We start from the raw sequence: 22,535 nt of genomic DNA on the forward strand, positions 1-22,535 counted from the left end.
ACACATAGAAACATAGGTCTTTAGGCGTTTGTTTTGCTAAATAATGTTGGCAATCACTTTAATTTATTGTTATAAACTTCTTCAAGTTATACAACAAGGTATGAAATCTTTACCTTTGCAAAAAATTATAAGCCATTTTTTAAGATAATGACAACAAAAAAATATATTCAGCTCATCCTAATATTAGGTTCTTTGACCGCACTTGGTCCATTTTCAATTGATATGTACTTACCTGGTTTCTCGGGAATTGCAAAAGATCTAAATACTTCTGTGGCCAAAGTTTCAATGAGTTTATCTAGCTATTTCATCGGAATTTCAGCTGGACAATTGCTTTACGGACCTTTATTAGATCGCTTCGGACGTAAAAAACCTTTATTTATAGGGTTGCTGGTTTACATTCTGGCTTCTTTAGGATGTGTTTATGTAACTGATATTGATCAGTTTATTCTCTTACGTTTTATTCAGGCTGTCGGTAGCTGTGCAGCAACAGTTGCATCTGTAGCGATGGTTCGTGATTTGTTTCCTGTAAAAGATATCCCTAAAGTATTTTCACTTTTAATGCTTGTACTTGGGCTTTCGCCGATGCTTGCGCCTACAATTGGAGGTTATGTTACAGAAGATTATGGCTGGCATACTGTGTTTTTTATTTTAATGTGCATGGGAATAGCCATTTTATTGGCTTCTCAAATTGGTCTGCCAAATAGTTACAAACCAGACACTTCAATATCTTTAAAACCAAAACCTATTATTTCTAACTTTTTAAAAGTTCTTAAAGAACCGCAATTTTACACTTATGCTTTTACTGGAGCAATCGCGTTTTCTGGGTTATTTACTTATGTAGCGGCCTCACCTATCGTTTTTATGGATATTTACCATGTTGATGCGAAAACGTACGGCTGGATTTTTGCTTTTATGTCTGTTAGTTTTATTGGTTCAAGTCAGTTAAATTCTGTTTTACTCAAGAGATTTTCGAGTGAACAGATGATTTTTGGAGCATTAATTTTACAATCCGTTGTTAGTATTGTTTTTCTTGTGCTTTCTTTGAATAACCTTTTAGGCTTGTACGAAACCATAGCGATTCTTTTTGTGTTTTTAGGTTGTTTAGGAATTTCAAATCCAAATACAGCGGGACTTACAATGGCGCCATTTGCTAAAAATGCTGGAAGTGCTTCCGCTTTAATGGGGGCTATTCAATTAGGTTTAGGATCTTTGGCTTCTTTTGCTGTTGGAATTTTTGTAAAAGATTCTGTTGCTCCAATGGTTTTTATTATGACCGTTACAACAATTATTGCTTTCATAGTTTTAAATATTGGAAAGAGATTTATCAAAAATAAAGTAGAATTATCAGATAGCGACGATGTTATTATTGGGCACTAAGTATTTAATTTTTTTTAAACTCCAAACTCCAATGGATTACGAAATAGAAAAAGCCAAAATCATTTGATTTTGGCTTTTTTATTGGAATTTAAAAAATTGGAATTTAAACCCTAGTTCTGATTCTTTTTGTCTGGTCTAATAATCATTCTAAGAGATTGATCTTTAGCAAAATAAGCTACCATCCAATTCCAGAATGTATTTAATCTATTTCGATATGTGATTAATGAAATTAAGTGAATAAACAGCCATATAATCCATGCAAAAAAGCCTTTAAAGTGCCATTTCGGACTTGGTAAATCAACAACGGCTTTTGCTCTTCCAATAATTGCCATCGAACCTTTATCATTATAAACAAAAGGTTTGAGAGGTTTGTTCTCTACCATTGCTTTAAAGTTTTTAGCTAGATTTAATCCTTGTTGAATTGCAACCTGTGCAACTTGTGGATGTCCATTTGGGAATTTTGCATCACCAGATGTTATAGCAGTATCTCCAATAGCGTAAATGTTGTCAACAGCGTTTACCTTATTATAAGCATCTGTTGCCATACGTCTTCCTCGACCATAACTTTCTGTTGGAATTCCTTCAAAGATTTTAGCAGAAACTCCAGCAGCCCAAATTAAGTTTTTGGTTTGTATAGTTTCTCCATTTTCAAATACCACTGTGTCATCAACGTAATCGACAACTTTGGTATTTAATTTAACCACAACACCCAATTTGGTTAGGGCTTCTAGCGTATCTTTTTGAGAATCTTTACTCATTGGAGCCAACAAAGCATCGCCTCCGTCAACTAAATATACATTACTTGCCGATGTGTCTAATTCTGGATATTCTTTTAAAAGAATGCTTTTTCGCATTTCAGCAAACATCCCAGAAACTTCTACTCCCGTTGGGCCCCCTCCTGCTACAACAATTGTAAGTAATTTACGTCTTTTACGCATGTCTTTACAAATGGCTGCTTTTTCAAGGTTTTTAAGTAATGTATTACGCATTACGATGGCATCATTTAAAGTTTTCATCGGAATCGCATTTTTCATTACGTTTTCCATGCCGAAATAACTAGTTTCCGCTCCTGTCGCAAAAACTAGATGATCGTAATCCAATTCTCCGTTGCTCAAAGTGATTTTCTTTTCGGCTGGAGAAACAGATAATAACTCGCCTAGACGAAATTGTAAGTTTTTTTTGCCAGCAAAGAATTTTCTAAATGGATAACTAATGCTCGATGGCTCTAAAAACGCAGTGGCAACTTGATATATAAGTGGAGGGAAAAAGTTATAATTATTCTTGTCTACAAGTGTTACTTGTATTTGAGGCTGATTTACAAGCTCTTTTGCTAAATTAAGACCTGCAAATCCACCTCCAATAATGACTATTTTCATATAAGTTGTATTAAGTAGGATTATAAAATAATTCCTTATAAATATACAACTTTAATATGCAATGACAATTGTCATGCTTATTTGTTTTTGAATTTTTTAACAGGTTTTTCAACTATATCGATTTTGTTTTGCAAAATATAATTTGCCATTAATTTCTCGATTAGTTCATCTTTTGTCAAGTGATGAAAAATAGTTTTTACCCTTGTTTTTTGATCTTGAGAAAGCTCATGATTTGGTTTTGTTTTGAAGATTTGTTTTGCCCATAAAAGCATATTGTTTTCTTCAAGACTTGCTGCTGAAGGTTTTTTAAATTCAGAAAATTTGATTCCTAATTCTCTTTCAAAATCAGCAATTTCGAAAACTTCTTCTTGCTGTAAAACAGTTAAAGAAAGTCCTTTTGCTCCTGCTCTTGCGGTTCTTCCGCTTCTATGAATGTAATTTTCGTAAGTGTCAGGAAGGTGATAGTTAATTACATACGAAATTTCTTTTACGTCAATTCCCCTTGCGGCCAAATCTGTTGCAACTAAAATATTAATATGGCCTTCGCGAAATTGCTCCATAATTCTATCACGAATCCCTTGTGTCAAACTTCCATGAAGCGCTCCAGAAGAAAATTTATTAATAGCTAGATTTTTGGCTAATTTATTTACGGCTGCTTTAGTTTTACAGAAAATAATTCCTCTTTCGCCATCTCTAGAATTCAAGAAATGCATTAAAACTTCTAATTTTTCAATCGGATCGACTACAATGTATTCATGATCAATTCCTTCATTTCCAACAATTTCCATGCTAGCACTTATTTGAACTACATTTTTATTCAAATAATTCTGAATCAATTGTTTAATTGTTCCAGGGAGTGTTGCTGAGAATAATAAAGTACGGTGTTTTTTAGGTAATTCAGCTATAATTTCGTCCAAACTTTCTTTAAGAATCGAAACCATTTCGTCGGCTTCGTCTAAAACTAAATATTCAGTTTGTTTAATGTCGATTGCTTTTCGCTGAATCAAATCGATTAAACGGCCAGGAGTTGCCACAACAATTTGAGCGCCTTCTTTTAATCTTTCGATTTGAGGTTTTATTGGAGTTCCACCGCAAATTGATGCAATAGATATATTTGGAATATATTTTGAGAAACTTTCCAGATTTCTAAAAATCTGTTGTCCTAATTCTCTTGTAGGAACTAAGATTATAGCTTGAACTTCAGTAGATTCTGATTTTACTAATTGCAATAAAGGCAATCCAAAAGCGGCAGTTTTTCCTGTTCCTGTTTTGGCTAAACCAACAATATCATGAGTTTCGCTCAAAAATAACGGAATTGTTTTTTGCTGAATCTCTGTTGGTTCAACAATATTTAATTCGCTTAAAGCTTTTAAAATTGGAGCCGCAAGTCCTAATGTTGAGAATGGTTTAGACATGAGTATTTTAGATTTTAGAGTTCTGATTTTAGATTTTAGATTTCCCAAAATCTTTTAAAGATTTTATTCTCCTTAAAATTACTGAACCATTAATATATTTAGAATTATTTCTAAATATATTAATGGTTTGTTTTATTAAAAATTCTTGATAAGAACTTTATGACTTTTAAACTTTAAACTTTCAGACTAAATTATCAATCTGGTTCGTTCATGATTTTCTCACGATACTTTTTACCAATTAACAAAGTTAATCTTTGTTTGTAATCGTCAACCAGCCATTCGCGGTAGTTTTTACTACATTGGCTAAGGCATTTTGAATAACGTTTGATACGATCTTCAATATCATCGTCTAATTCTTTTGCAAGAGATTTTGCTTCTTGCAAAGTTTCTGTATTGTCTACGCACATCGAAGAATGCTGTTCTAATGACTTATCCAAAACAACTTTAGAACGAAGATTTTGTTTGATAATTAATTTGTGTTCTTCATCAACATCAAAACTGACATCGGCAGTTTTGCTGAATTTAGCACGCAATTCGGGCGGCATGCTGTATTTAAAGAACAATTCAATTTCTTGATCATCACGCAGATTTTCCAAGTAAAACTCAGGAGATTTAAAAATATGCTGCCAGTTTACAGGATCGCTCCATAAACCAAAACGAGCCGCATTGTTACCTAAATCGATAACTGTAAATTCATCTTTTCCAGGTAATTTACGAGAACCACGGCCAATCATCTGGAAATATAAAGTCAATGATTTTGTTGCTCTGTTCAAAATGATCGTTTCTACAGTTGGTTCGTCAAAACCAGTTGTCAAGATTCCGACAGAAGTCAAAATTGCATCTGGAGTCTTTTTAAACCACTGTAAAATATCTTTACGCTCTTCAGAACTGCTTGTATTATCTAAGTGTCTGATATCATAACCTGCTTCTCTAAACGTTTCATATACATATAATGAAGTATGAATACCATTATTGAAGATTAATGTTTTTTTACCTAGCGAACGTTCTGTGTAAGCGTGCAAAAGTTTTTCTTGCATTAAAGTGTTGGTATACAGATCGTCAGATGATTTTACTGTGTAATCACCGTTAATACCAACTTTTAACGAAGTCAAGCCTACATCATAACTATATGTTGTCGCTTTTGCTAAGAAACCTTTGTCTATCAATGAGCCAATTGTATCTCCTACAATAAGTTCGTTGTAACTTTGGTGCATTGGCAATTTTATATTCGAACTCAATGGCGTTGCTGTTACTCCAAGAATAAAAGCATTTTTGAATGAGTTTAATAACTTTCTAAATGAGTTGTAATGCGCCTCATCAATAATAACCAAACCGATATTGTCCAGATGAAGTTTTTCATCATTAATACGGTTTTTTAAAGTTTCAACCATCGCTACGAAACAAGAAAATTCATTCTGATCTGGCAATTCTTTTACTTTACTATTAATTATTTTGTTTGTAACACCAAAACCAGTTAACATTTTTGAAGTTTGTTTACAAAGTTCTATACGGTGCGTTAAAACAACCACTTTTTTATCATTGTTTGATAAATAGCGGCGAACGATTTCAGAAAATATTACTGTTTTTCCTCCTCCCGTTGGAAGCTGATACAGTAAGTGGTGTTTTTGAGGAGCATTGTCTAAACGTTCAAAAATAGCGTCAATGTCGCCTTTTTGGTATGCATAAAGTTCTTTCTTCTCTTCTCTTTGTATTTCTAAAGTGTTTTGAGACATTGTTTATTTTTGGATTTTTGCAAAAATACACCGAAAAAACAGTTAATCATCTTTTTTTAACCTAAAATAAATATTTTTTTTAAATAAAGATTTTTTATGAGAAGGGCTTTTAATAGTCGATTTTCTCTAAAATGGCCTCAAATTCGTACTTATTTTTCCATTTTTGTTCCAAAGTTTCGCCTTGAATTGCATTAATTCGCAATTTAAAATCGTTAAAAATTCCATTTGAGACAATAAAATTGATCGCTTGCTCGAAAGAATTAAGCATACTTTTATAAAATAATTCTTGTTTGATGAAATTTTGAGAAGAAAACGTTTGCGCAATTTCAATATTATAAAGCATAATATCGGCAACAATATACGAATCTACTCCAAGCATCATGAAATGTTTTATCAGTTTTTGAGCAACAGATCTTCTCATTTTGGCTTTTGGACGCCATTTTGCCCCAGGTTTTTTAACCGGGAAATATTCGTGCGAGATTTTGACTTTTGCCTCTTGAAGCAATTTGTCTTCTTTTGGGTTGAAAACAAAGTCATAATACACCTTCACAGGGGCAAATTTTTCATACAATTCTATCAATTGTTCTTCTAATTGCTCTTTGGTTAACTCGCCTAAATATTTTTTTAAATCTCTTTTGCTCATACAGTAAAGATAATTTTTATTTTTTTATCCCAAAACTTCGAAACCAAATCCCAATTTCTACAGTTTTGGACTGATATAATTTTGAATTTTTAAATTCTAAAATCAATCCAGAATCCTTAATTTTGCTGCCATAAAACTTAAAAAATATATACATGCTCAAGATTTTCAAAGTTACTGCCATTTTAGAGGGGATCTCTTATTTAGTATTATTTGCTAATATGCTGATTATCAAAAACAATAATCCTGAACTTTATCATACATTATTACGTCCGTTAGGAATGACACATGGTGTTTTATTTATCGGATATATTATTTTAGCCTTTTTATTGAAAAAATCCATGAACTGGGATTTAAAAACTTTCGGAATCATTCTAGTTGCATCGCTTATTCCGTTCGGAACTTTTTACATAGAGAAAAAGTATTTGGAAAATGCATAAGCTCTTGGAGAAAATATTTAATTTTTTATATCCACTTTTTAGAGATTGGGGAATGAGTCGCAATTTTGCATCATATACCAGCCTGATCTTTAATATTGCTATTTTAATAGCGCTTGCTTATGTTGTTTATTATGTAGCAAAATTTATTTTAGTCACTTTGACAGCGGTTTTTGCACAAAAAACCAAAACCAAGTTTGACGATTATTTAATTCAAAATAAAACCACAAGATATACGGCCTATTTGATTCCGTTTTTCTTTATTTACAAGGCAGTTCCTGTTATTTTAGATAAATATGAATATTGGGAATCCATGTTCGGAAAAATCGTAGGCATCTATATTGTATTGTTGGTATTATGGATTGTAAGAACTGTTTTTAATTCGTTACGAGATTATTTAAAGCAAAAACCAGAATACAGCGACAAGCCAATTGACAGTTTTGTTCAGGTTATTATGATTGTGCTTTGGATTTTTGGAGTCGCCATGATAATTTCGACTTTATTCGGTATCAAAAAAGGTGAATTGCTAACGATATTAGGAACGCTTTCAGCCATTATCATTTTAATTTTTAGAGATACAATTCTAGGATTTGTTTCTAGTGTACAGGTTGCCATAAATGACATGGTTCGTATTGGAGACTGGATTACAATGGACAAATTTGGTGCTGATGGAGATGTTATCGAGATCAATTTAACGACTGTAAAAGTTCGAAATTTTGACAACACGATTACCACAATTCCGACTTATGCTTTAAGTTCCGATTCATTTCAGAACTGGCGCGGAATGCAAAAATCTGACGGAAGACGTATTAAAAGACATGTTTTAATAAAAAGCAGTACGATTCGTTTTTTAAATGATGAAGATTTGCGTGAACTTAGGAGAGTTCAGCTAATTACAGCATATATCGACACCCGTCAAGCGGAAATTGAAAAATACAATGATCTAAGAGGAATTGATAAGGCGCTTTCGCTGAATGGCCGAAATATGACTAATTTAGGTTTGTTTAGAAAATACATCATGCAATATTTAATCGATCATCCCGGATTGAATAAAGATATGCATATCATGTGCCGCCAATTGCAATCAACTGCTCATGGAGTTCCGTTGGAAATTTATGTTTTTTCTAGTGATAAACGTTGGGCTAACTACGAATACATTATGTCTGATATTTTTGATCACGTTATGGCTTCAGTGAGATATTTTGATCTTGAAATTTTTGAATTACCATCAACATTAAATTAGTTCTTTTTGTTTCAGGTTTAAAGTTTCAAGTTAAACTTAACAGCAAAGAGCGCAAAGAATTACGCAAGGTTCGCAAAGTTTTTTTTAGACAAAGCTTTGCGAACTTTTACGTTTTTAGAAATTTTAGTGTGTAAAAAACTTGCGTGCTTTGCGGTAAAAAACACAAGCCACGTCAACTTGAAACTTGAAACTTTAAACCTGAAACAAAACAAAAAACTTCTACTCCTTCTCTATTTTTTCAAAAATAAACCCTGACTCTTTATAATCGATCGGAACTTCCGGAACGTAACAAGGAAGATTAAAATAAGTACCGATAACTCCAGTTCCTAAAAACATTTTTTGGTCTTTCTTTAAAAGTGCCAAAGGGACTCTTTTCCAAGCACCGCCAAAAGAAATATAATGATAATCTCCTCGAAGTGTGTCTCCTCTTAAATCGCCACGTACATCACCAGAATCTTTTCCAGTTCCGTAATGGCTAATTTCATAGCGTCCATAAAAACGTTTATCGTTAATATGGATATCCAAAACTGCTGTGTCTTTATTGTTTATTGCACGATATAATTGATGATTGTATTTTTCTTTGTCCTCTTTAGAATTGCAAGAGGCTAACAATAAGCAGATGAAGAGAAATAATCGCATAATTTATTTTTATAAAAACAAAAATAGGTTTTACTGTGGGATTATTTAGTTAACTTTAAATAAAACTTAAAACAAAAAACATGGAAGATAGAGACACTTTTTTAAAAGAATTCAGAGGCGAAACTTTAGGAACCGTAAGTGCTCAATCTTCAGCAGATGAGTTGTTTCAGAACCAAACAATCAGACCAATTTTAAAACTTCAAAATGATTTGTTTATCGCTGTTTTTGTTAATTATATAAATAAAAATAAACGAGATTTTTATTCTTATTCCATAGATAAGAAACTTCAAGCTATCGAAAATTCCATTCAAAAAGATATTAAGTTCAGAAATTCACTAAAAGGAATCGTAATGGGACTTTTTACAATTGACGAATATGATACTTATATTCAAAATTCATCAAATTTAAATAAGCGTATGATGAATTTATTAATTGAAAGATTGAAAAGTCAAGTGCAACTTTTTGAAGTAGAATCTAATTAGATTAAAATAAAAATGTTCAACCAATTTAGAAATAAATTTCCTTTAACTGATGAAAAATGGAACGAATATATAGGTTGTTTCAATCGAATTGAAGTTCCTGCAAAAACAACTCTTTTAAAGGAAGGTGAGGTTTCAAAAAAGCTTTATATAATAGAAAAAGGATGTATTCGGGTTTGGTTTAATCATAACGGGAAAGATTTGACTTCGCAATTCTTTTTTGAAAATCAAAGCGTGTCTTCTATTGAAAGTTTTATGAAAAAATTCCCCAGTCCGGTTTTTGTAGAGACAATTGAGCCTTGTATTTTATGGTGGATTCATAAAAATGATCTTGATGTTATAATCGAAGAAATCAAAGAAATTCCAGAACTTAGAGACCGATTAATCAATATGCTTTTTCAAAGGACTTTTGATTATATGAAACATTTCTTTTCTTTTTTAAAAGATTCTCCTGCCGATCGATATCTTAATTTAATTGAAGAAAAACCTCAAATTGTTCTGAGAGTTCCGCAGCATTATATTGCATCCTATTTAGGCGTAAGTACGGTTCATTTAAGCCGGATTAAAAGCAAATTGCTTCAAAATAAATGATGTTTTCATTTGATAACAAATGTTATCGCATGCACATAAACGGCTTTATAATTTTGCTTCATAAAATTTAATAATTATGAAAGCAGCAGTAGTTTATAAAAATGGTGAATCGCCAAAATATGCAGAATTTCCAGAACTAATCGCGTCAAATGAAAATGAAGTTTTGGTATCGATTAAAGCCGTAGCAATTACAAATCTAGATAAAGGAATTGCAAGTGGAAAGCATTATTCTTCAAAAAAAGAAAACCCAAACGGATTTATAGTCGGAAGTGACGCAATTGGAGTTTTAGAAAATGGAACAAGGGTTTATGCCCGTGGAATTTATGGAACAATCTCAGAAAAAGCTCTTGTAGAAAGAAATAGAATGGTTGAATTGCCAAACGGAATTGATGATGCAATAGCCGCAGCAATGCCAAATGCGGTTGCAGGTTCGGCAATGGCATTACGTTTTAGAGCGGGAATAAAACCTGGAGAAACAGTTTTAATAAATGGAGCAACCGGTTTTACAGGACAAATGGCAGTTCAAATTGCAAAACACTACGGAGCAACGAATATAATTGTTACGGGAAGAAACGAGAAAGCACTTGAAAATCTTTTAGAATTAGGAGCTAATGAAATTGTATCTATAAAACAAAATGATGAATCTTTTGTTTCTCAGCTAAAAGAAATTCATAAAGCTACTCCAATTGATATTGTTATAGATTATTTATGGGGACATTCGGCAGAACTGATTCTTTCAGTTTTAAAAGGAAATGGAAATTTCACCCACAAAACCCGATATGTTTCTGTAGGCTCTATGTCAGGAGATACAATTCAGTTGTCTGCACAGATTTTACGAAGCGTTGATCTTCAATTATCAGGTTCTGGATTGGGGAGCTGGACAAAAGAAGAAGTGAAACTGTTGTTTTCTGAAATACTTCCTGAAATGTTTCTTTTGGCTTCAAAAAATATATTAAAAGCAAATATAGAAACCGTTTGTTTATCAGATATTGAAAAGATCTGGAATTCAGAAGTTCCTGATGGTAAAAGACTTGTAGTTGTTATTTAAAGGTTTAAGTTACTAAGTTTTTTTTTCAAAACATGAAAAAGGATGAGTAAAACTCATCCTTTTTCATGTTTCTTAAGTTTTCAAAACTTAGCGTCTCAGAATCTTAGTATCTTAGTAACTCTAACAAAGTTTCCTCAAATCTATCTCTTGGCAAAAACTGATCTTCCAAAGCTTTTGTAAATGGAATTGGCGAATCTAAACTTGCCACACGTTTTACTGGAGCGTCAAGATATTCGAAGCAATTTTCCATAATTAAAGCCGAAATATCACTTGCAATTCCACCAAACATGGTGTCTTCTTGGTAGATTATAGCTTTTCCTGTTTTCTTAACCGATTCGAAAATTGTTTCAGTATCCAAAGGCTGTAAAGTTCTTAAATCGATTAAATCGGCATCAATTTCTTGATGTTTTGCTAAAGTATCTAAAGCCCAATGAACTGGTGCTCCAAAAGAAATAATTGTTACCGATTTTCCTTCTTTAACCAAAGCCGCTTTACCTAAAGGAATTGTATAATAATCAGTCGGAACATCTTGATAAATACTTCTGTACAATAATTTATGTTCAAAGAATAAAACAGGATTAGGGTCATTAATTGAAGTATTCAAAAGTCCTTTTGCATCATAAGGAAATGCTGGATAAACTACTTTTAAACCTGGAGTTTTGGTAAACCAAGCTTCATTTGTCTGCGAGTGAAAAGGTCCTGCCTGAGTTCCTCCGCCGCAAGGCATACGAACAACGACATCGGCATTTTCGCCCCAGCGATAATGAGATTTGGCCAATAAATTTACAATCGGATTAAATCCTGTTGAAACAAAATCTGCAAACTGCATTTCTACAATTGCTTTATATCCATTAATTGACAATCCCATTCCAGTAGAAACCACAGCGCTTTCGCAAATTGGCGTATTTCGTACTCTACCTTTTCCAAAGGCATCAACAAAACCATCTGTTATTTTAAAAGCTCCGCCATATTCAGCAATATCCTGACCCATAATAACTAAATTTTTATGGCGCCACATAGATTGCTCTAAACCATTACGGATTGCATCTATAAATCGGACATTTTTTAAATCAGAATTATGTGTATATTCATCATATTGAAATGGTTTATAGACATCATCTAATTCTCCGCTATAAGTTGGTTCTATTTCAGGTTCTGCATTTGCCATTGCCCAATTTTCATCGATTTCTTTCTTGATTTCTGCATGAAATTGTTCGTCTTGTTCTGCAGTTAGAATTCCGTTTTCAGTTAAATATTTTCTGTAATTTGTAACAGGATCTCTCAATTCCCATTGATCCATTAAATCCTGAGGAACGTATTTTGTACCACTCGCCTCTTCATGCCCGCGCATTCTGAAAGTTTTAAATTCCAACAAAATTGGACGCGGATCTTCCTGCATTTCTTTTTTCAGCTGAGATAGTTTGTTGTAAACTTCAACAATATTATTTCCGTCAATAATCCAGCTTTCAATTCCGTAGCCAATTCCTTTATCAGCAAGGTTTTCGCAAGCATATTGTTCGTTAGTTGGAGTTGAAAGTCCGTAACCATTATTTTCTATAATAAACATTACAGGCAGTTTCCAAACAGCGGCAATATTCAATGCTTCGTGAAAATCACCTTCACTTGTTGCTCCTTCACCAGTAAAAACAGCTGTGATTTTTTTATTGTCTTGAAGTCTATTTGCAAGCGCGATTCCGTCTGCAATTCCTAACTGCGGACCTAAATGCGAAATCATTCCAATAATATTATATTCCTGAGTTCCAAAGTGAAAACTTCTGTCACGACCTTTTGTAAAACCGTTTGCTTTACCTTGCCATTGCGAGAACAAACGATGAAGCGGAATTTCTCTTGTTGTAAAAACACCAAGATTTCGATGCATTGGAAGAATGTATTCAGATTTATCCAAAACTGCGGTTACACCAACAGCAATGGCTTCTTGCCCTATTCCGGAAAACCATTTAGAAACTTTTCCTTGTCGAATCAAGATAAGCATCTTTTCCTCGATCAATCTTGGCTTCAATATTTTTTTATATAAATCTAGTAACTCGGTGTCAGTAAGGTTTTGTCGGTAAAAAATCATGTAATTTTTTCTTTTTTTTAGTGTTTCAAATATAACAATTTGCGTTAATTTTATTGGATTCTCAAATAAAATTTAATGAGTAATCTGCTTTTAATGCAGATTCTTAAGATTATTTTCTAAAAATATTATCTACCTTTGTTATCGAAAGGTGCTTATGGCGCCTTTCTTCTTTAAAATAAAAAATGTAAAGTATGCAAAACATTCCTAGTGTAGACTTACGTGATTTCCTTTCGGACGACCCGAAACGTAAACAAAAATTTGTAAATGAAATCGGCAGTGCATTTGAAAACATTGGCTTCGTAGCCTTAAAAGGTCATTTTCTTGATGATCAATTGGTAGACGAACTTTATGGTGAAATTAGAAACTTTTTCGCCTTGCCAATAGAAACTAAGCATAATTATGAAATTCCTGGAATCGGCGGACAAAGAGGTTATGTTTCTTTTGGAAAAGAACATGCTAAAGGACGCAAAGAAGGAGATTTAAAAGAATTTTGGCACTTTGGTCAATACGTTGACAAAGATTCAAGATGGGCTTCTGAATACCCAGACAATGTAGAAGTTACCGAATTACCACGCTTTAATGTAGTGGGTAAAGAAGCGTATCAAAAACTAGAAAAAACGGGTGTTTATGTTTTAAGAGCTTTGGCTTTACATTTAGGTTTAGATGAGTTTTATTTTGATGAATATGCAAAAGAAGGAAACTCAATTTTAAGACCAATCCATTACCCTCCTATTACTTCTGAGCCAGAAAATGCAATTCGTGCAGCGGCTCATGGAGATATCAACTTAATCACTTTGTTGATGGGAGCTCAAGGAAAAGGGTTACAAGTTCAAAATCACGATGGCGAATGGATTGATGCCATTGCTCAAGACGATGAATTAGTAATCAATGTTGGCGATATGTTATCTCGTCACACTAACAACAAATTAAAATCTACAATTCACCAAGTGGTAAATCCGCCAAGAGAATTGTGGGGAACTTCACGTTATTCAATTCCATTTTTCATGCACCCAGTAAGCGATATGCGTTTGGATTGCCTTGAAAATTGTATTGATGCAGAAAACCCAAAGAAATATGAAGATATTTCTGCAGGTGAGTTTTTATTCGAACGTTTAGTAGAATTAGGTTTAATAAAAAAATAAACTTACATAAATTCTAAAATTAAAATTCCAAATTCCAAGTTTTTCTTGGGGTTTGGAATTTAATTTTTAAATATCTTTATGCTTCGAATTTATTTTTAGAATAAAAAAAATATGGACTTAAAAGATCAATTAAAGAATCTATTTCCAGATCACGAAGAATCGAATGAACCTGAGCAAGTTGAAGAACAAGAACATGTTCTTTATGTTCAGAAAGAGCCTATGATTTGTAAATTTGAAAAAAGAAAAGGAAAACCAACTACAATAATTGAAGGTTACGAAGGCTCAGATGAAGATTTTAAAATCTTAGCCAAAGAGATCAAAACCAAATTAAGCGTCGGCGGAACTTTTAAAGACGATTCAATTATAATTCAAGGCGATTACCGAGATAAAATTATGGCAATCCTAAAAGAAAAAGGATTCAAAACCAAAAGAGTTGGAGGTTAGAAATTTTAGATTTCTGATTTTAGATAAAAAAACAAAAAAATAACCGCAAAGTTCGCTAGAAATTCAAATAGGAGTTTTTCAAAATAAGTTTACAAACTTATATAGTTTTAAGTAGCGTTTATGAAACCTCAAAACCTTAGCGCCTTTGCCTCTTTGAACCTTAAAAATATGATACAATCTTCAGAATTAATATTAAATCCAGACGGAAGTGTTTACCATTTAAATCTTCGTCCAGAACATATAGCACACGACATTATTTTTGTTGGTGACCAAAACAGAGTAGAAAAAATCACTCAATTTTTCGATTCAATCGAATATTCTACTCAAAAAAGAGAATTTAAAACCCAAACTGGTATTTATAAAGGAAAAAGAATTTCTGTTGTTTCTACAGGAATTGGTCCCGATAATATTGATATTGTAGTAAATGAATTAGACGCTTTAGTCAATATTGATTTAGAAACGCGTCAGCCAAAAGAAAAATTGACTTCATTGAATATAATTAGAATTGGAACTTCAGGATCATTGCAAGAAGATATTCCAGTTGACAGCTTTGTTATGTCTAAATTTGGTTTAGGTTTAGATAATATGCTTCGCTCCTACTTAATTGATGAAGTTTCTATTGCCGAAATCGAAGACGAATTTGTAAAACACACGAATTGGGATCCTAAAAAAGGAAAACCATACGTTATACCATGTTCTGAAACATTAGAAAAATTAATTGAATCTGATCAGATTTTTAAAGGTATTACAGCAACAGCTGGTGGATTTTACGGGCCGCAAGGAAGAGTTTTGCGTTTGAATATTCAAGATGAAGAATTAAATAATAAAATGGATAATTTTAGTTTTAATGAAACTAAAATCACTAATTTAGAAATGGAAACGGCAGCAATTTACGGACTTTCTGCTCTATTAGGACACAATGCATTATCGCTAAACGCTATTATTGCAAATCGTGCTAGCGGAACTTTTAGTGAAGATCCATATAAAGCTGTAGATGAATTGATTGCTTATACATTAAATAAATTGGCAGGAAACTAATTTAAAGTTTTTAATACCAATTATGTTGAGCATTTGGAACATCATATTAATCAAATAAAATCATAAAAATTATGTTTTTACGAGTTGCACGACATACTAATGATTTAGAAAAAATAGAAAATTTTTATGTAGATGTACTCGGGTTTGAACGATTAGGCGGATTTGAAAATCATAATAATTATGATGGTGTCTTTATAGGAAAACCGGGCTTAGACTGGCATTTAGAGTTTACTCAATCTGAAGTCGCGGCCAAACATACTTTTGATGAAGATGACGTAATGGTTTTATACCCTAAAACTATTGCAGATTTCGATAAATTAGTAAATAAATTAACGCAACAGAATATTGCAGTCATACCATCACTGAATCCGTTTTGGAATGAAAATGGAAAAATGATTCAGGATCCAGATGGCTATAGAATCGTAATATCACCTTTAAAAGCTGTAATTAGCGAAATTGAATAATGGAACAGGAAACACATAAAAAAATATTATTTAAATACTATAGTGATTATCTAGACGATGTAGTATCTGAAACCATGTGGGCAGAAATCATAGATCTAGAAAAAGGACTTTTTAAATTGGATAATATCCCGTTTTTCGGACCTTTAATTGCTACAGATGATATTTTTTATGCAGAATATGACGAAACAGAAGAACGTTTTATGCATAGAAAAACGATTCAAAATTCTGGAAATTCAATTATTCAGATTGCTGTTTTAGAAAAAGGTTTTGATAAAGAAATCATTCGCGAAAAATTAAAAATGCTTAATTGTTTGTCAGAAGGATTAAATGAAACTTTTTTTGCAGCAGAAATAACCAAAGATGTAGATTATACTTTGGTTAGAAGCATTTTGAATGAATACGAATCGCAAGATATTATCGAGTTTGCAGAACCTTGTCTTTCAGAAAAACACAGAGCCGATTTATTAAAAAATTAAACTAACCAAATTTAACCATAGGATTACGCATACAGCATACCAAGCAACTTAACTTAAACTTAAAACAAATGAAAACTGTCAAAATTGCGGGTGTTCCGGAACACTTCAATTTGCCGTGGCATCTATGCATCGAAAACGGCGAATTTGAAGAAGAGAACATCGATTTACAATGGACAAATGTACCCGAAGGAACGGGGAAAATGTGCCAAATGCTTCGCGACGGAGAAACAGATTTAGCTGTAATTTTAACTGAAGGAATTTTGAAAGATATCTCGGCGGGCAATCCGAGTAAAATCATTCAGATTTACGTTCAATCACCTTTAATCTGGGGAATTCACGTTGATGCTAAATCTGATTTTCAAACGCTGAAAGATCTTAAAAACAAAAAAGCAGCTATTTCCAGATTGGGTTCGGGATCACAATTAATGGCTTATGTGAATGCAAATGAGCAAGGCTGGGAAATGGATGATCTTGAATTTGAAATTGTAAACACTATAGATGGCGCTGTTGATGCTTTAACCAACCAAAAAGCAGACTATTTTATGTGGGAGCGTTTTATGACGAAACCTCTTGTAGATAAAGGCGTTTTTAGAAGAATTGACGACTGCCCTACTCCTTGGCCTTCATTTATTATTGTAGGACGTGATGAATTCTTAAAAAAGAATGCAAAAACAGTAGAAACAATTCTTAAAATAATCAACAAAACAACAGTTGATTTTAAAGAAATTCCAGAAATTGACAAAAAATTATCTAAACTGTTTAATCAAAAAGCAGAAGATATTAAAGAATGGTTGAAACTGACCCAGTGGTCACAGAAAAATTTGACAGAAAAATCTTTTAATAAAATTCAAAATCAATTATTTGATCTGGGAATTATTGATAAAAAAAGTATTTTTGTAGAAACAGTAAAAGCATTGTAATACTGCTTTTTGATTCGTATGATGAAATTCCCTAAAATTGACTTACCGTATTTAAAATCCAAGCTGCAGGTGAAATCACCTTGGGACAGGATTATTATTTCGCTATTGAGTCTTTTGATTACGATACCGATTTTCATCATACTACATCAAAATTTAATCGATTTAGAATGGGCATTCAATCTAGATCGTGTATTCATCTTTATTTTTGTTTTCGCAGCCATATTTTTTCTTCTGATGTATCTCAGAACTATAATTATTTTATGTGTTGCAGTTTATTTATTGATTCTATTTTACGGATCGGTAATTGGAAATTATGGTTTTAGCGAAATCTCAGAAGATTACAATTCTATGGTTTATACCATGTCTGACAACCCTTTTCCGCAGGATATTATTGTTGCTAAACTGCTTCCGTTTCCTAATAAAACTAAAATTATAAATGCTATAGAATACCAAAATCCTAAAGTGCGAAATTTTGCTATTATGGCAACTACAAAGCATTTTAAAGGTATTAGAGGCTATTCAGATTATCGAACTATAATTCAATGTTTTGCTGTTTTTAAAGAAATAAATGGCAGATGGAATTATGTGAACGATCCAAAAGAAGGTGATTACATCGCAACTGCCAGCGAATCTCTTGAATATTTCTCAGGCGATTGCGATGATCACTCAATTTTGATGGCTGCAGCTGTGCGCGCAATTGGCGGAACTCCTCGCCTTATTCATACAAAAGGACACATTTATCCTGAAATTTTAATTGGTTCAATGATTGACTTGGAAAAAGTCAATTATTTGATTAAAAATGTTCTTTTTGTGAAAGAAAGCTACGGCAAAAAACTGCATTACCACATAGACGAGCGCGGACAAGTCTGGATGAATCTGGATTATACCGCAACTTATCCTGGCGGTCCGTTTATGTATGAAGAAATTTTAGGGGCTTTAACTCTTAATTAAGCTAACTAAAAAAGCTCATTTTATTAATTTAAACGTTTTTCTGAGCTGTTTTATAAATAGCTGGTTATCAGTTTAAGTTCCGAAAACAAAGGCTTTCCGTATTAAAAGCTATTCGATTTAAGAAGTAAAAAAAATCTTCATAAATATTTGATTACGAATATTTTAATGTCATTTTTTTTTGTAACTTTTTCCTGTTTAACTTTTAATCACAAAATCATGAAAAACTCTAAATTATTTACCCTCGTAATTGCCATTGCTGTCGTCGTATTAATTGTTTCATGCCACCAAAAAAGAGACAAGCTTGTGAATTCATGGAAAGTTACTGCTGTAGAACCTAAAGAAGCGGTTTCTGATTCTACAAAAAACGCGATTTTAACCAATGGAATGCTTACTTTTACTGAAGACGGGCATGTTACAGGATATTTGCTTCGTGAAATCACGGACGGAACTTACGCGTTAACACAAAAAGGTAAAAAACTAGTTATTAAAGACGAAGTTGGAACGCCTTATGTTTGTGAAAGTACAATAACAGAAGATAAATTAATTCTAGATACCAAAGAAGCCAAACTAACATTTGATAAAATTTAAACGAAGAATTACATCGTAATTCGATACAAAAAACCATTCTCTGCAATTGCAAAGAATGGTTTTTTGATTTTTAAAACTAAATAAATATCTTTGCATTTCTTAAAATAAGCATTACTCTATGTGAAAAATAATTTCTTTCAGGAAAATTTAGTTAGCAACCGCAACTTTGTGGCTGTTAGAATATTTATCTATAAAAGAAAGGAATTATGCTTATTCTTCAAAATATCTCTTATCAGCATGAGAATAAAGACATGCTGTTTCAAAACATTAGCTTTACGCTAAACAATCACGACAAAACTGCTTTGGTCGGAAATAACGGTGTTGGAAAATCTACACTTTTAAAAATTATTGCTGGCAAATTACAGCCTTTTTCTGGACAGATTATTCAGAATTCAAAACCTTATTTTGTTCCGCAATTATTTGGTCAGTTTAACGACTTGACTATTGCTGAAGCTTTATTTATAAAGGAAAAAATAACTTCACTTAAAGAAATACTTGAAGGTGTTGTAACCGAAGAAAATCTTCAATTACTAGATGACGATTGGACAATAGAAGAACGCTGTAATGAAGCGTTGTCTTACTGGAAATTACATGATTTAGATTTAAATCAGAAAATGGAAACTTTAAGTGGCGGACAAAAAACAAAAGTATTTTTGGCCGGAATTATGATTCACGAACCCGATTTGGTTTTGTTGGACGAACCAAGCAATCATTTAGATTTTGCTGGAAGAACTTTGTTGTATGATTTTATAAAATCTACATCGAGTACGCTTTTAGTTGTCAGTCATGATAGAACGTTGCTTAATCTTTTAAATAAGACTTTAGAAATGACCAAAAATGAAATTTCGGTCTATGGCGGTGGTTATGATTTTTACAGCGAACAGAAAAAAATAGAAAATAATGCTTTAGAACAACACGTTCAAAGCAAAGAAAAGGCATTAAAAAAAGCCAAAGAAAAAGAACGAGAAAGTATTGAACGTCAGAACAAATTGGATTCTAGAGGCAAAAAAAAGCAAGAGAAATCGGTTGTGGCCAGAATTATGATGAATACGCTCAGAAATAAAGCTGAAAACAGTAGTTCTAAACTTAAAGATGTTCATGCCGAAAAAATAAGCGGTATTTCTGATGATTTAAGACAGCTGCGTTCGTCACTTCCTGCAATCGATCAGATGAAATTTGGTTTCAATACTACTTCTATTCTTAAAGGAAAAATCATTTTTAAAGCTTCAAAGATCAATTATAGTTATGGAGAAAAAAATCTTTGGAATAAGAATCTTAGTTTTGAAATATTATCTAGCGATCGCTTAGCTATAAAGGGATTAAATGGTTCTGGAAAAACAACTTTAATCAAAATTATTTTAGGAGAATTGAATCCAACAAAAGGACAAATTACTTCTTTGGCTAAAAAAGAAATTTATATCGATCAGGATTATTCTTTATTAAATCAAAATCTGAAAATTTACGAGCAAGCGCAGGTATTCAACGATTGCGGTTTGGAAGAACACGATATAAAAATGAGATTAAATCGGTTTTTATTTTCTAGAAATGATTGGGAAAAGCCATGCAATGCATTAAGCGGCGGCGAAAGAATGCGTTTAATGTTGTGCTGTTTAACGATAAGCAACGAATCGCCTGAAATTATAATTTTAGATGAACCAACAAACAATCTGGATATTCAAAATATTGAAATCCTGACTGCTGCAATAAATGAATATCAAGGCACTTTACTGGTGATTTCACACGATCAGTCGTTTTTGGAACAAATTAATATCGAAAAAAATATTTCACTTTAAAATAAAAATAATAAGCGCTGAGGATTATCTCGGCGCTTTTCTTTTACTATTAATTTGACACTCAAAATATTAAAATAAAAATTCCGTAAATTGCAGTAAAAACTGATAAATTCAGATTGCAACGTTTAATCAAAATCTAAAAATTTTATGAAACCAAAAAACAGAATTTTTCCCGCCTTACTTGCTTTTTCTTTATTAATAACAGAAACTGTTTTGCCTTGCACAAGAATTGTTTACGAAGGTTTGAATGGAACAATTATTACAGCGCGTTCTATGGATTGGAAGGGTGAAATTCCGGCCAACTTGTGGATTTTCCCTCGCGGAATTGAAAGGGCTGGTGAAGTCGGAACAAGTTCTATAAAATGGAAATCTAAATACGGAAGCGTTATTACAAGTTCTTGGGATATTGCTTCTTCTGATGGAATGAACGAGAAAGGACTTGTGGGCAATCTTTTGTGGCTTGTAGAATCGCAATATCCTGCGTTCGAAAAGAATGGAAAAGTAAAAGGTCTGGCTGTTTCTTTATGGCTTCAGTATGTTTTGGATAATTTTTCTACTGTTTCTGAAGCAGTTTCTGCATTAGAAAAGAATGATTTTGTAATTACTTCTTCGCATATTCCTGGAACAAATATTTTTGCGACGGTACATTTATCTATTTCAGATTCTAGCGGAGATAACGCTATTTTTGAATATGTAAATGGCAAATTGGTTATTCATCATGACAGAAAATATGTGGCGATGACCAATTCGCCAATCTTTGACCAACAATTAGCAATCAATGCCTATTGGAAAGGAATTCCGGGTACGATTATGCTTCCTGGAACCAATCGTGCGGCAGACCGCTTTGTGAGGGCTTCATATTATATAGACGCAATTCCGAAAACAGATAATACGAGAACGGCCTTGGCAAGTGTTTTTGGCGTAATTAGAAATTGTTCTGTTCCGCTTGGAATTTCGTCTGAAACAGAACCTAACATCTCCTCTACTCGCTGGAGAACGGTTGCCGATCAAAAAAACTTGGTTTATTATTTTGATAATGTTTTGAATCCGAATGTGATTTGGGTTGAATTCAATAAAATTGATTTTAGCGAGAAAGGAAAAATAAAGAAATTAAGTTTGGCTAATAATGAAAATTATTCAGGCGACTCATTGATAAATTTCAAGGAAACTAAGCCTTTTCAATTTGCAGGATTAGATTAATCAATTCATTCTTTTACGAAAAAAAAAACACACGTAAATCCTTCAAATTGTAAAGTTTGAAGGATTTTCTTTTTAAAAATAAATCGAACAACATTGCGCAGTCAAATGACTTCATTATATTTGCAGTCAAATAACTGCGTAATGGAAATTAGAAGAGACGTTTTTCAAGCCATAGCCGATCCTACTCGAAGAGCTATTTTAAGTTTAGTTGCTATTCAGTCAATGACTCCTGGGGCAATTGCAGAGAATTTTAATTCGTCAAGACAGACGATTTCAAAACATATTCAAATTTTAAGCGAATGCGAACTGTTGCATCAAACACAAAACGGAAGAGAAATTTATTATCATTTAAATCCAGAAAAAATGAAAGAAATTGACCAATTCATCGAGCCTTTTAGAAAAATGTGGGATGATCGTTTTAATAAATTAGAATCAATTATGAAAAACTATAAAAAATAAAA

The 22,535-nt window shown here is 32.6% G+C and carries 23 protein-coding genes; 17 read left to right on the forward strand and 6 right to left on the reverse strand.

Annotated features, from left to right (window positions below):
- The first annotated feature begins 147 nt into the window (after positions 1 to 147).
- A complete protein-coding gene (locus QLQ96_RS16845; protein WP_482491934.1) occupies positions 148 to 1,377 on the forward strand; it encodes a multidrug effflux MFS transporter in 1,230 nt (409 codons plus the stop codon).
- 110 nt (positions 1,378 to 1,487) lie between these two features.
- On the opposite strand, the gene QLQ96_RS16850 is transcribed toward QLQ96_RS16845, so the two are convergent.
- The 4 genes from QLQ96_RS16850 to QLQ96_RS16865 form a co-directional block, all read right to left on the reverse strand.
- A complete protein-coding gene (locus tag QLQ96_RS16850; protein ID WP_482491935.1) occupies positions 1,488 to 2,753 on the reverse strand; it encodes an NAD(P)/FAD-dependent oxidoreductase in 1,266 nt (421 codons plus the stop codon).
- Positions 2,754 to 2,830: 77 nt separating this feature from the next.
- On the reverse strand, positions 2,831 to 4,168 hold the full coding sequence (locus tag QLQ96_RS16855; protein ID WP_482491937.1) for a DEAD/DEAH box helicase: 1,338 nt from the start codon (positions 4,166 to 4,168) through the stop codon (positions 2,831 to 2,833).
- A 194-nt stretch (positions 4,169 to 4,362) separates the two neighbouring features.
- Positions 4,363 to 5,901, reverse strand: coding sequence for a DEAD/DEAH box helicase (locus QLQ96_RS16860; RefSeq protein ID WP_482491938.1), 1,539 nt, complete (start codon positions 5,899 to 5,901; stop codon positions 4,363 to 4,365).
- A 109-nt stretch (positions 5,902 to 6,010) separates the two neighbouring features.
- Positions 6,011 to 6,544, reverse strand: a complete 534-nt coding sequence (locus QLQ96_RS16865; protein ID WP_482491940.1) for a DUF6155 family protein — start codon at positions 6,542 to 6,544, stop codon at positions 6,011 to 6,013.
- 152 nt (positions 6,545 to 6,696) lie between these two features.
- On the opposite strand from QLQ96_RS16865, the gene QLQ96_RS16870 reads away from it, so the two are divergent.
- Together QLQ96_RS16870 and QLQ96_RS16875 are read left to right on the forward strand one after the other, a co-directional pair.
- The gene (locus QLQ96_RS16870) at positions 6,697 to 6,981 is read left to right on the forward strand and encodes a DUF3817 domain-containing protein (RefSeq protein WP_482491942.1); all 285 of its coding nucleotides are present in this window, start codon (positions 6,697 to 6,699) and stop codon (positions 6,979 to 6,981) included.
- Positions 6,974 to 8,221 carry a mechanosensitive ion channel family protein gene (locus QLQ96_RS16875; protein ID WP_482491943.1) on the forward strand — a complete coding sequence of 416 codons (1,248 nt, stop codon included), beginning with the start codon at positions 6,974 to 6,976 and terminating at the stop codon, positions 8,219 to 8,221. The genes QLQ96_RS16870 and QLQ96_RS16875 overlap by 8 nt, the downstream gene beginning before the upstream one ends.
- A 219-nt stretch (positions 8,222 to 8,440) precedes the next feature.
- Here QLQ96_RS16875 and QLQ96_RS16880 read toward each other — a convergent pair whose 3' ends face one another.
- Positions 8,441 to 8,860 (reverse strand): hypothetical protein, encoded by a 420-nt coding sequence (locus tag QLQ96_RS16880; protein ID WP_482491944.1) that lies wholly within the window; start codon positions 8,858 to 8,860, stop codon positions 8,441 to 8,443.
- A gap of 80 nt (positions 8,861 to 8,940) precedes the next feature.
- Here QLQ96_RS16880 and QLQ96_RS16885 point away from each other — a divergent pair, with 80 nt between their 5' ends.
- The 3 genes from QLQ96_RS16885 to QLQ96_RS16895 all read left to right on the forward strand — a co-directional run bounded on the left by QLQ96_RS16885 (position 8,941) and on the right by QLQ96_RS16895 (position 10,978).
- Complete coding sequence (locus QLQ96_RS16885) at positions 8,941 to 9,342, forward strand: glyoxalase (protein WP_482491946.1); 402 nt, start codon at positions 8,941 to 8,943, stop codon at positions 9,340 to 9,342.
- A gap of 12 nt (positions 9,343 to 9,354) precedes the next feature.
- Complete coding sequence (locus tag QLQ96_RS16890; protein WP_482491947.1) at positions 9,355 to 9,930, forward strand: Crp/Fnr family transcriptional regulator; 576 nt, start codon at positions 9,355 to 9,357, stop codon at positions 9,928 to 9,930.
- A gap of 76 nt (positions 9,931 to 10,006) precedes the next feature.
- The gene (locus QLQ96_RS16895; protein WP_482491948.1) at positions 10,007 to 10,978 is read left to right on the forward strand and encodes a quinone oxidoreductase family protein; all 972 of its coding nucleotides are present in this window, start codon (positions 10,007 to 10,009) and stop codon (positions 10,976 to 10,978) included.
- 103 nt (positions 10,979 to 11,081) lie between these two features.
- Here QLQ96_RS16895 and QLQ96_RS16900 read toward each other — a convergent pair whose 3' ends face one another.
- Complete coding sequence (locus tag QLQ96_RS16900; RefSeq protein WP_482491950.1) at positions 11,082 to 13,058, reverse strand: alpha-ketoacid dehydrogenase subunit alpha/beta; 1,977 nt, start codon at positions 13,056 to 13,058, stop codon at positions 11,082 to 11,084.
- A gap of 191 nt (positions 13,059 to 13,249) precedes the next feature.
- Between QLQ96_RS16900 and QLQ96_RS16905 the strand changes: the two genes are divergently transcribed.
- From QLQ96_RS16905 to QLQ96_RS16955, 11 genes are all read left to right on the forward strand, one after another.
- The gene (locus QLQ96_RS16905) at positions 13,250 to 14,200 is read left to right on the forward strand and encodes an isopenicillin N synthase family dioxygenase (RefSeq protein ID WP_482491952.1); all 951 of its coding nucleotides are present in this window, start codon (positions 13,250 to 13,252) and stop codon (positions 14,198 to 14,200) included.
- Between the two features lie 111 nt (positions 14,201 to 14,311).
- Entirely contained in the window at positions 14,312 to 14,644 is a 333-nt protein-coding gene (locus QLQ96_RS16910; protein WP_379694558.1) for a translation initiation factor, read from the forward strand.
- Between the two features lie 168 nt (positions 14,645 to 14,812).
- The gene (locus QLQ96_RS16915) at positions 14,813 to 15,682 is read left to right on the forward strand and encodes a nucleoside phosphorylase (protein WP_482491954.1); all 870 of its coding nucleotides are present in this window, start codon (positions 14,813 to 14,815) and stop codon (positions 15,680 to 15,682) included.
- 71 nt (positions 15,683 to 15,753) lie between these two features.
- Complete coding sequence (locus QLQ96_RS16920; RefSeq protein WP_482491955.1) at positions 15,754 to 16,146, forward strand: VOC family protein; 393 nt, start codon at positions 15,754 to 15,756, stop codon at positions 16,144 to 16,146.
- On the forward strand, positions 16,146 to 16,622 hold the full coding sequence (locus tag QLQ96_RS16925; protein WP_482491956.1) for a DUF4265 domain-containing protein: 477 nt from the start codon (positions 16,146 to 16,148) through the stop codon (positions 16,620 to 16,622). Before QLQ96_RS16920 ends, QLQ96_RS16925 begins: the two co-directional genes overlap by 1 nt.
- A gap of 68 nt (positions 16,623 to 16,690) precedes the next feature.
- Complete coding sequence (locus QLQ96_RS16930; protein WP_482491958.1) at positions 16,691 to 17,542, forward strand: substrate-binding domain-containing protein; 852 nt, start codon at positions 16,691 to 16,693, stop codon at positions 17,540 to 17,542.
- 18 nt (positions 17,543 to 17,560) lie between these two features.
- Positions 17,561 to 18,493: a transglutaminase-like domain-containing protein gene (locus tag QLQ96_RS16935; protein WP_482491960.1), complete on the forward strand. Its 933-nt coding sequence runs from the start codon at positions 17,561 to 17,563 to the stop codon at positions 18,491 to 18,493.
- A gap of 216 nt (positions 18,494 to 18,709) precedes the next feature.
- Complete coding sequence (locus tag QLQ96_RS16940; RefSeq protein ID WP_482491961.1) at positions 18,710 to 19,081, forward strand: hypothetical protein; 372 nt, start codon at positions 18,710 to 18,712, stop codon at positions 19,079 to 19,081.
- Between the two features lie 206 nt (positions 19,082 to 19,287).
- Positions 19,288 to 20,874 (forward strand): ribosomal protection-like ABC-F family protein, encoded by a 1,587-nt coding sequence (abc-f, locus tag QLQ96_RS16945; protein WP_482491963.1) that lies wholly within the window; start codon positions 19,288 to 19,290, stop codon positions 20,872 to 20,874.
- 147 nt (positions 20,875 to 21,021) lie between these two features.
- A complete protein-coding gene (locus QLQ96_RS16950; RefSeq protein ID WP_482491964.1) occupies positions 21,022 to 22,074 on the forward strand; it encodes a linear amide C-N hydrolase in 1,053 nt (350 codons plus the stop codon).
- Between the two features lie 141 nt (positions 22,075 to 22,215).
- Positions 22,216 to 22,533 (forward strand): ArsR/SmtB family transcription factor, encoded by a 318-nt coding sequence (locus QLQ96_RS16955; RefSeq protein WP_482491965.1) that lies wholly within the window; start codon positions 22,216 to 22,218, stop codon positions 22,531 to 22,533.
- Positions 22,534 to 22,535 lie beyond the last annotated feature (2 nt).

It is taken from the genome of Flavobacterium sp. B167r, assembly GCF_056824315.1.

Bases quoted from the DNA above. Each gene is read 5' to 3' on its own strand.
- QLQ96_RS16845 (WP_482491934.1), top strand. From the start codon at position 148: ATGACAACAAAAAAATATATTCAGCTCATCCTAATATTAGGTTCTTTG.
- QLQ96_RS16850 (WP_482491935.1), bottom strand. From the start codon at position 2,753: ATGAAAATAGTCATTATTGGAGGTGGATTTGCAGGTCTTAATTTAGCA.
- QLQ96_RS16855 (WP_482491937.1), bottom strand. From the start codon at position 4,168: ATGTCTAAACCATTCTCAACATTAGGACTTGCGGCTCCAATTTTAAAA.
- QLQ96_RS16860 (WP_482491938.1), bottom strand. From the start codon at position 5,901: ATGTCTCAAAACACTTTAGAAATACAAAGAGAAGAGAAGAAAGAACTT.
- QLQ96_RS16865 (WP_482491940.1), bottom strand. From the start codon at position 6,544: ATGAGCAAAAGAGATTTAAAAAAATATTTAGGCGAGTTAACCAAAGAG.
- QLQ96_RS16870 (WP_482491942.1), top strand. From the start codon at position 6,697: ATGCTCAAGATTTTCAAAGTTACTGCCATTTTAGAGGGGATCTCTTAT.
- QLQ96_RS16875 (WP_482491943.1), top strand. From the start codon at position 6,974: ATGCATAAGCTCTTGGAGAAAATATTTAATTTTTTATATCCACTTTTT.
- QLQ96_RS16880 (WP_482491944.1), bottom strand. From the start codon at position 8,860: ATGCGATTATTTCTCTTCATCTGCTTATTGTTAGCCTCTTGCAATTCT.
- QLQ96_RS16885 (WP_482491946.1), top strand. From the start codon at position 8,941: ATGGAAGATAGAGACACTTTTTTAAAAGAATTCAGAGGCGAAACTTTA.
- QLQ96_RS16890 (WP_482491947.1), top strand. From the start codon at position 9,355: ATGTTCAACCAATTTAGAAATAAATTTCCTTTAACTGATGAAAAATGG.
- QLQ96_RS16895 (WP_482491948.1), top strand. From the start codon at position 10,007: ATGAAAGCAGCAGTAGTTTATAAAAATGGTGAATCGCCAAAATATGCA.
- QLQ96_RS16900 (WP_482491950.1), bottom strand. From the start codon at position 13,058: ATGATTTTTTACCGACAAAACCTTACTGACACCGAGTTACTAGATTTA.
- QLQ96_RS16905 (WP_482491952.1), top strand. From the start codon at position 13,250: ATGCAAAACATTCCTAGTGTAGACTTACGTGATTTCCTTTCGGACGAC.
- QLQ96_RS16910 (WP_379694558.1), top strand. From the start codon at position 14,312: ATGGACTTAAAAGATCAATTAAAGAATCTATTTCCAGATCACGAAGAA.
- QLQ96_RS16915 (WP_482491954.1), top strand. From the start codon at position 14,813: ATGATACAATCTTCAGAATTAATATTAAATCCAGACGGAAGTGTTTAC.
- QLQ96_RS16920 (WP_482491955.1), top strand. From the start codon at position 15,754: ATGTTTTTACGAGTTGCACGACATACTAATGATTTAGAAAAAATAGAA.
- QLQ96_RS16925 (WP_482491956.1), top strand. From the start codon at position 16,146: ATGGAACAGGAAACACATAAAAAAATATTATTTAAATACTATAGTGAT.
- QLQ96_RS16930 (WP_482491958.1), top strand. From the start codon at position 16,691: ATGAAAACTGTCAAAATTGCGGGTGTTCCGGAACACTTCAATTTGCCG.
- QLQ96_RS16935 (WP_482491960.1), top strand. From the start codon at position 17,561: ATGATGAAATTCCCTAAAATTGACTTACCGTATTTAAAATCCAAGCTG.
- QLQ96_RS16940 (WP_482491961.1), top strand. From the start codon at position 18,710: ATGAAAAACTCTAAATTATTTACCCTCGTAATTGCCATTGCTGTCGTC.
- abc-f (WP_482491963.1), top strand. From the start codon at position 19,288: ATGCTTATTCTTCAAAATATCTCTTATCAGCATGAGAATAAAGACATG.
- QLQ96_RS16950 (WP_482491964.1), top strand. From the start codon at position 21,022: ATGAAACCAAAAAACAGAATTTTTCCCGCCTTACTTGCTTTTTCTTTA.
- QLQ96_RS16955 (WP_482491965.1), top strand. From the start codon at position 22,216: ATGGAAATTAGAAGAGACGTTTTTCAAGCCATAGCCGATCCTACTCGA.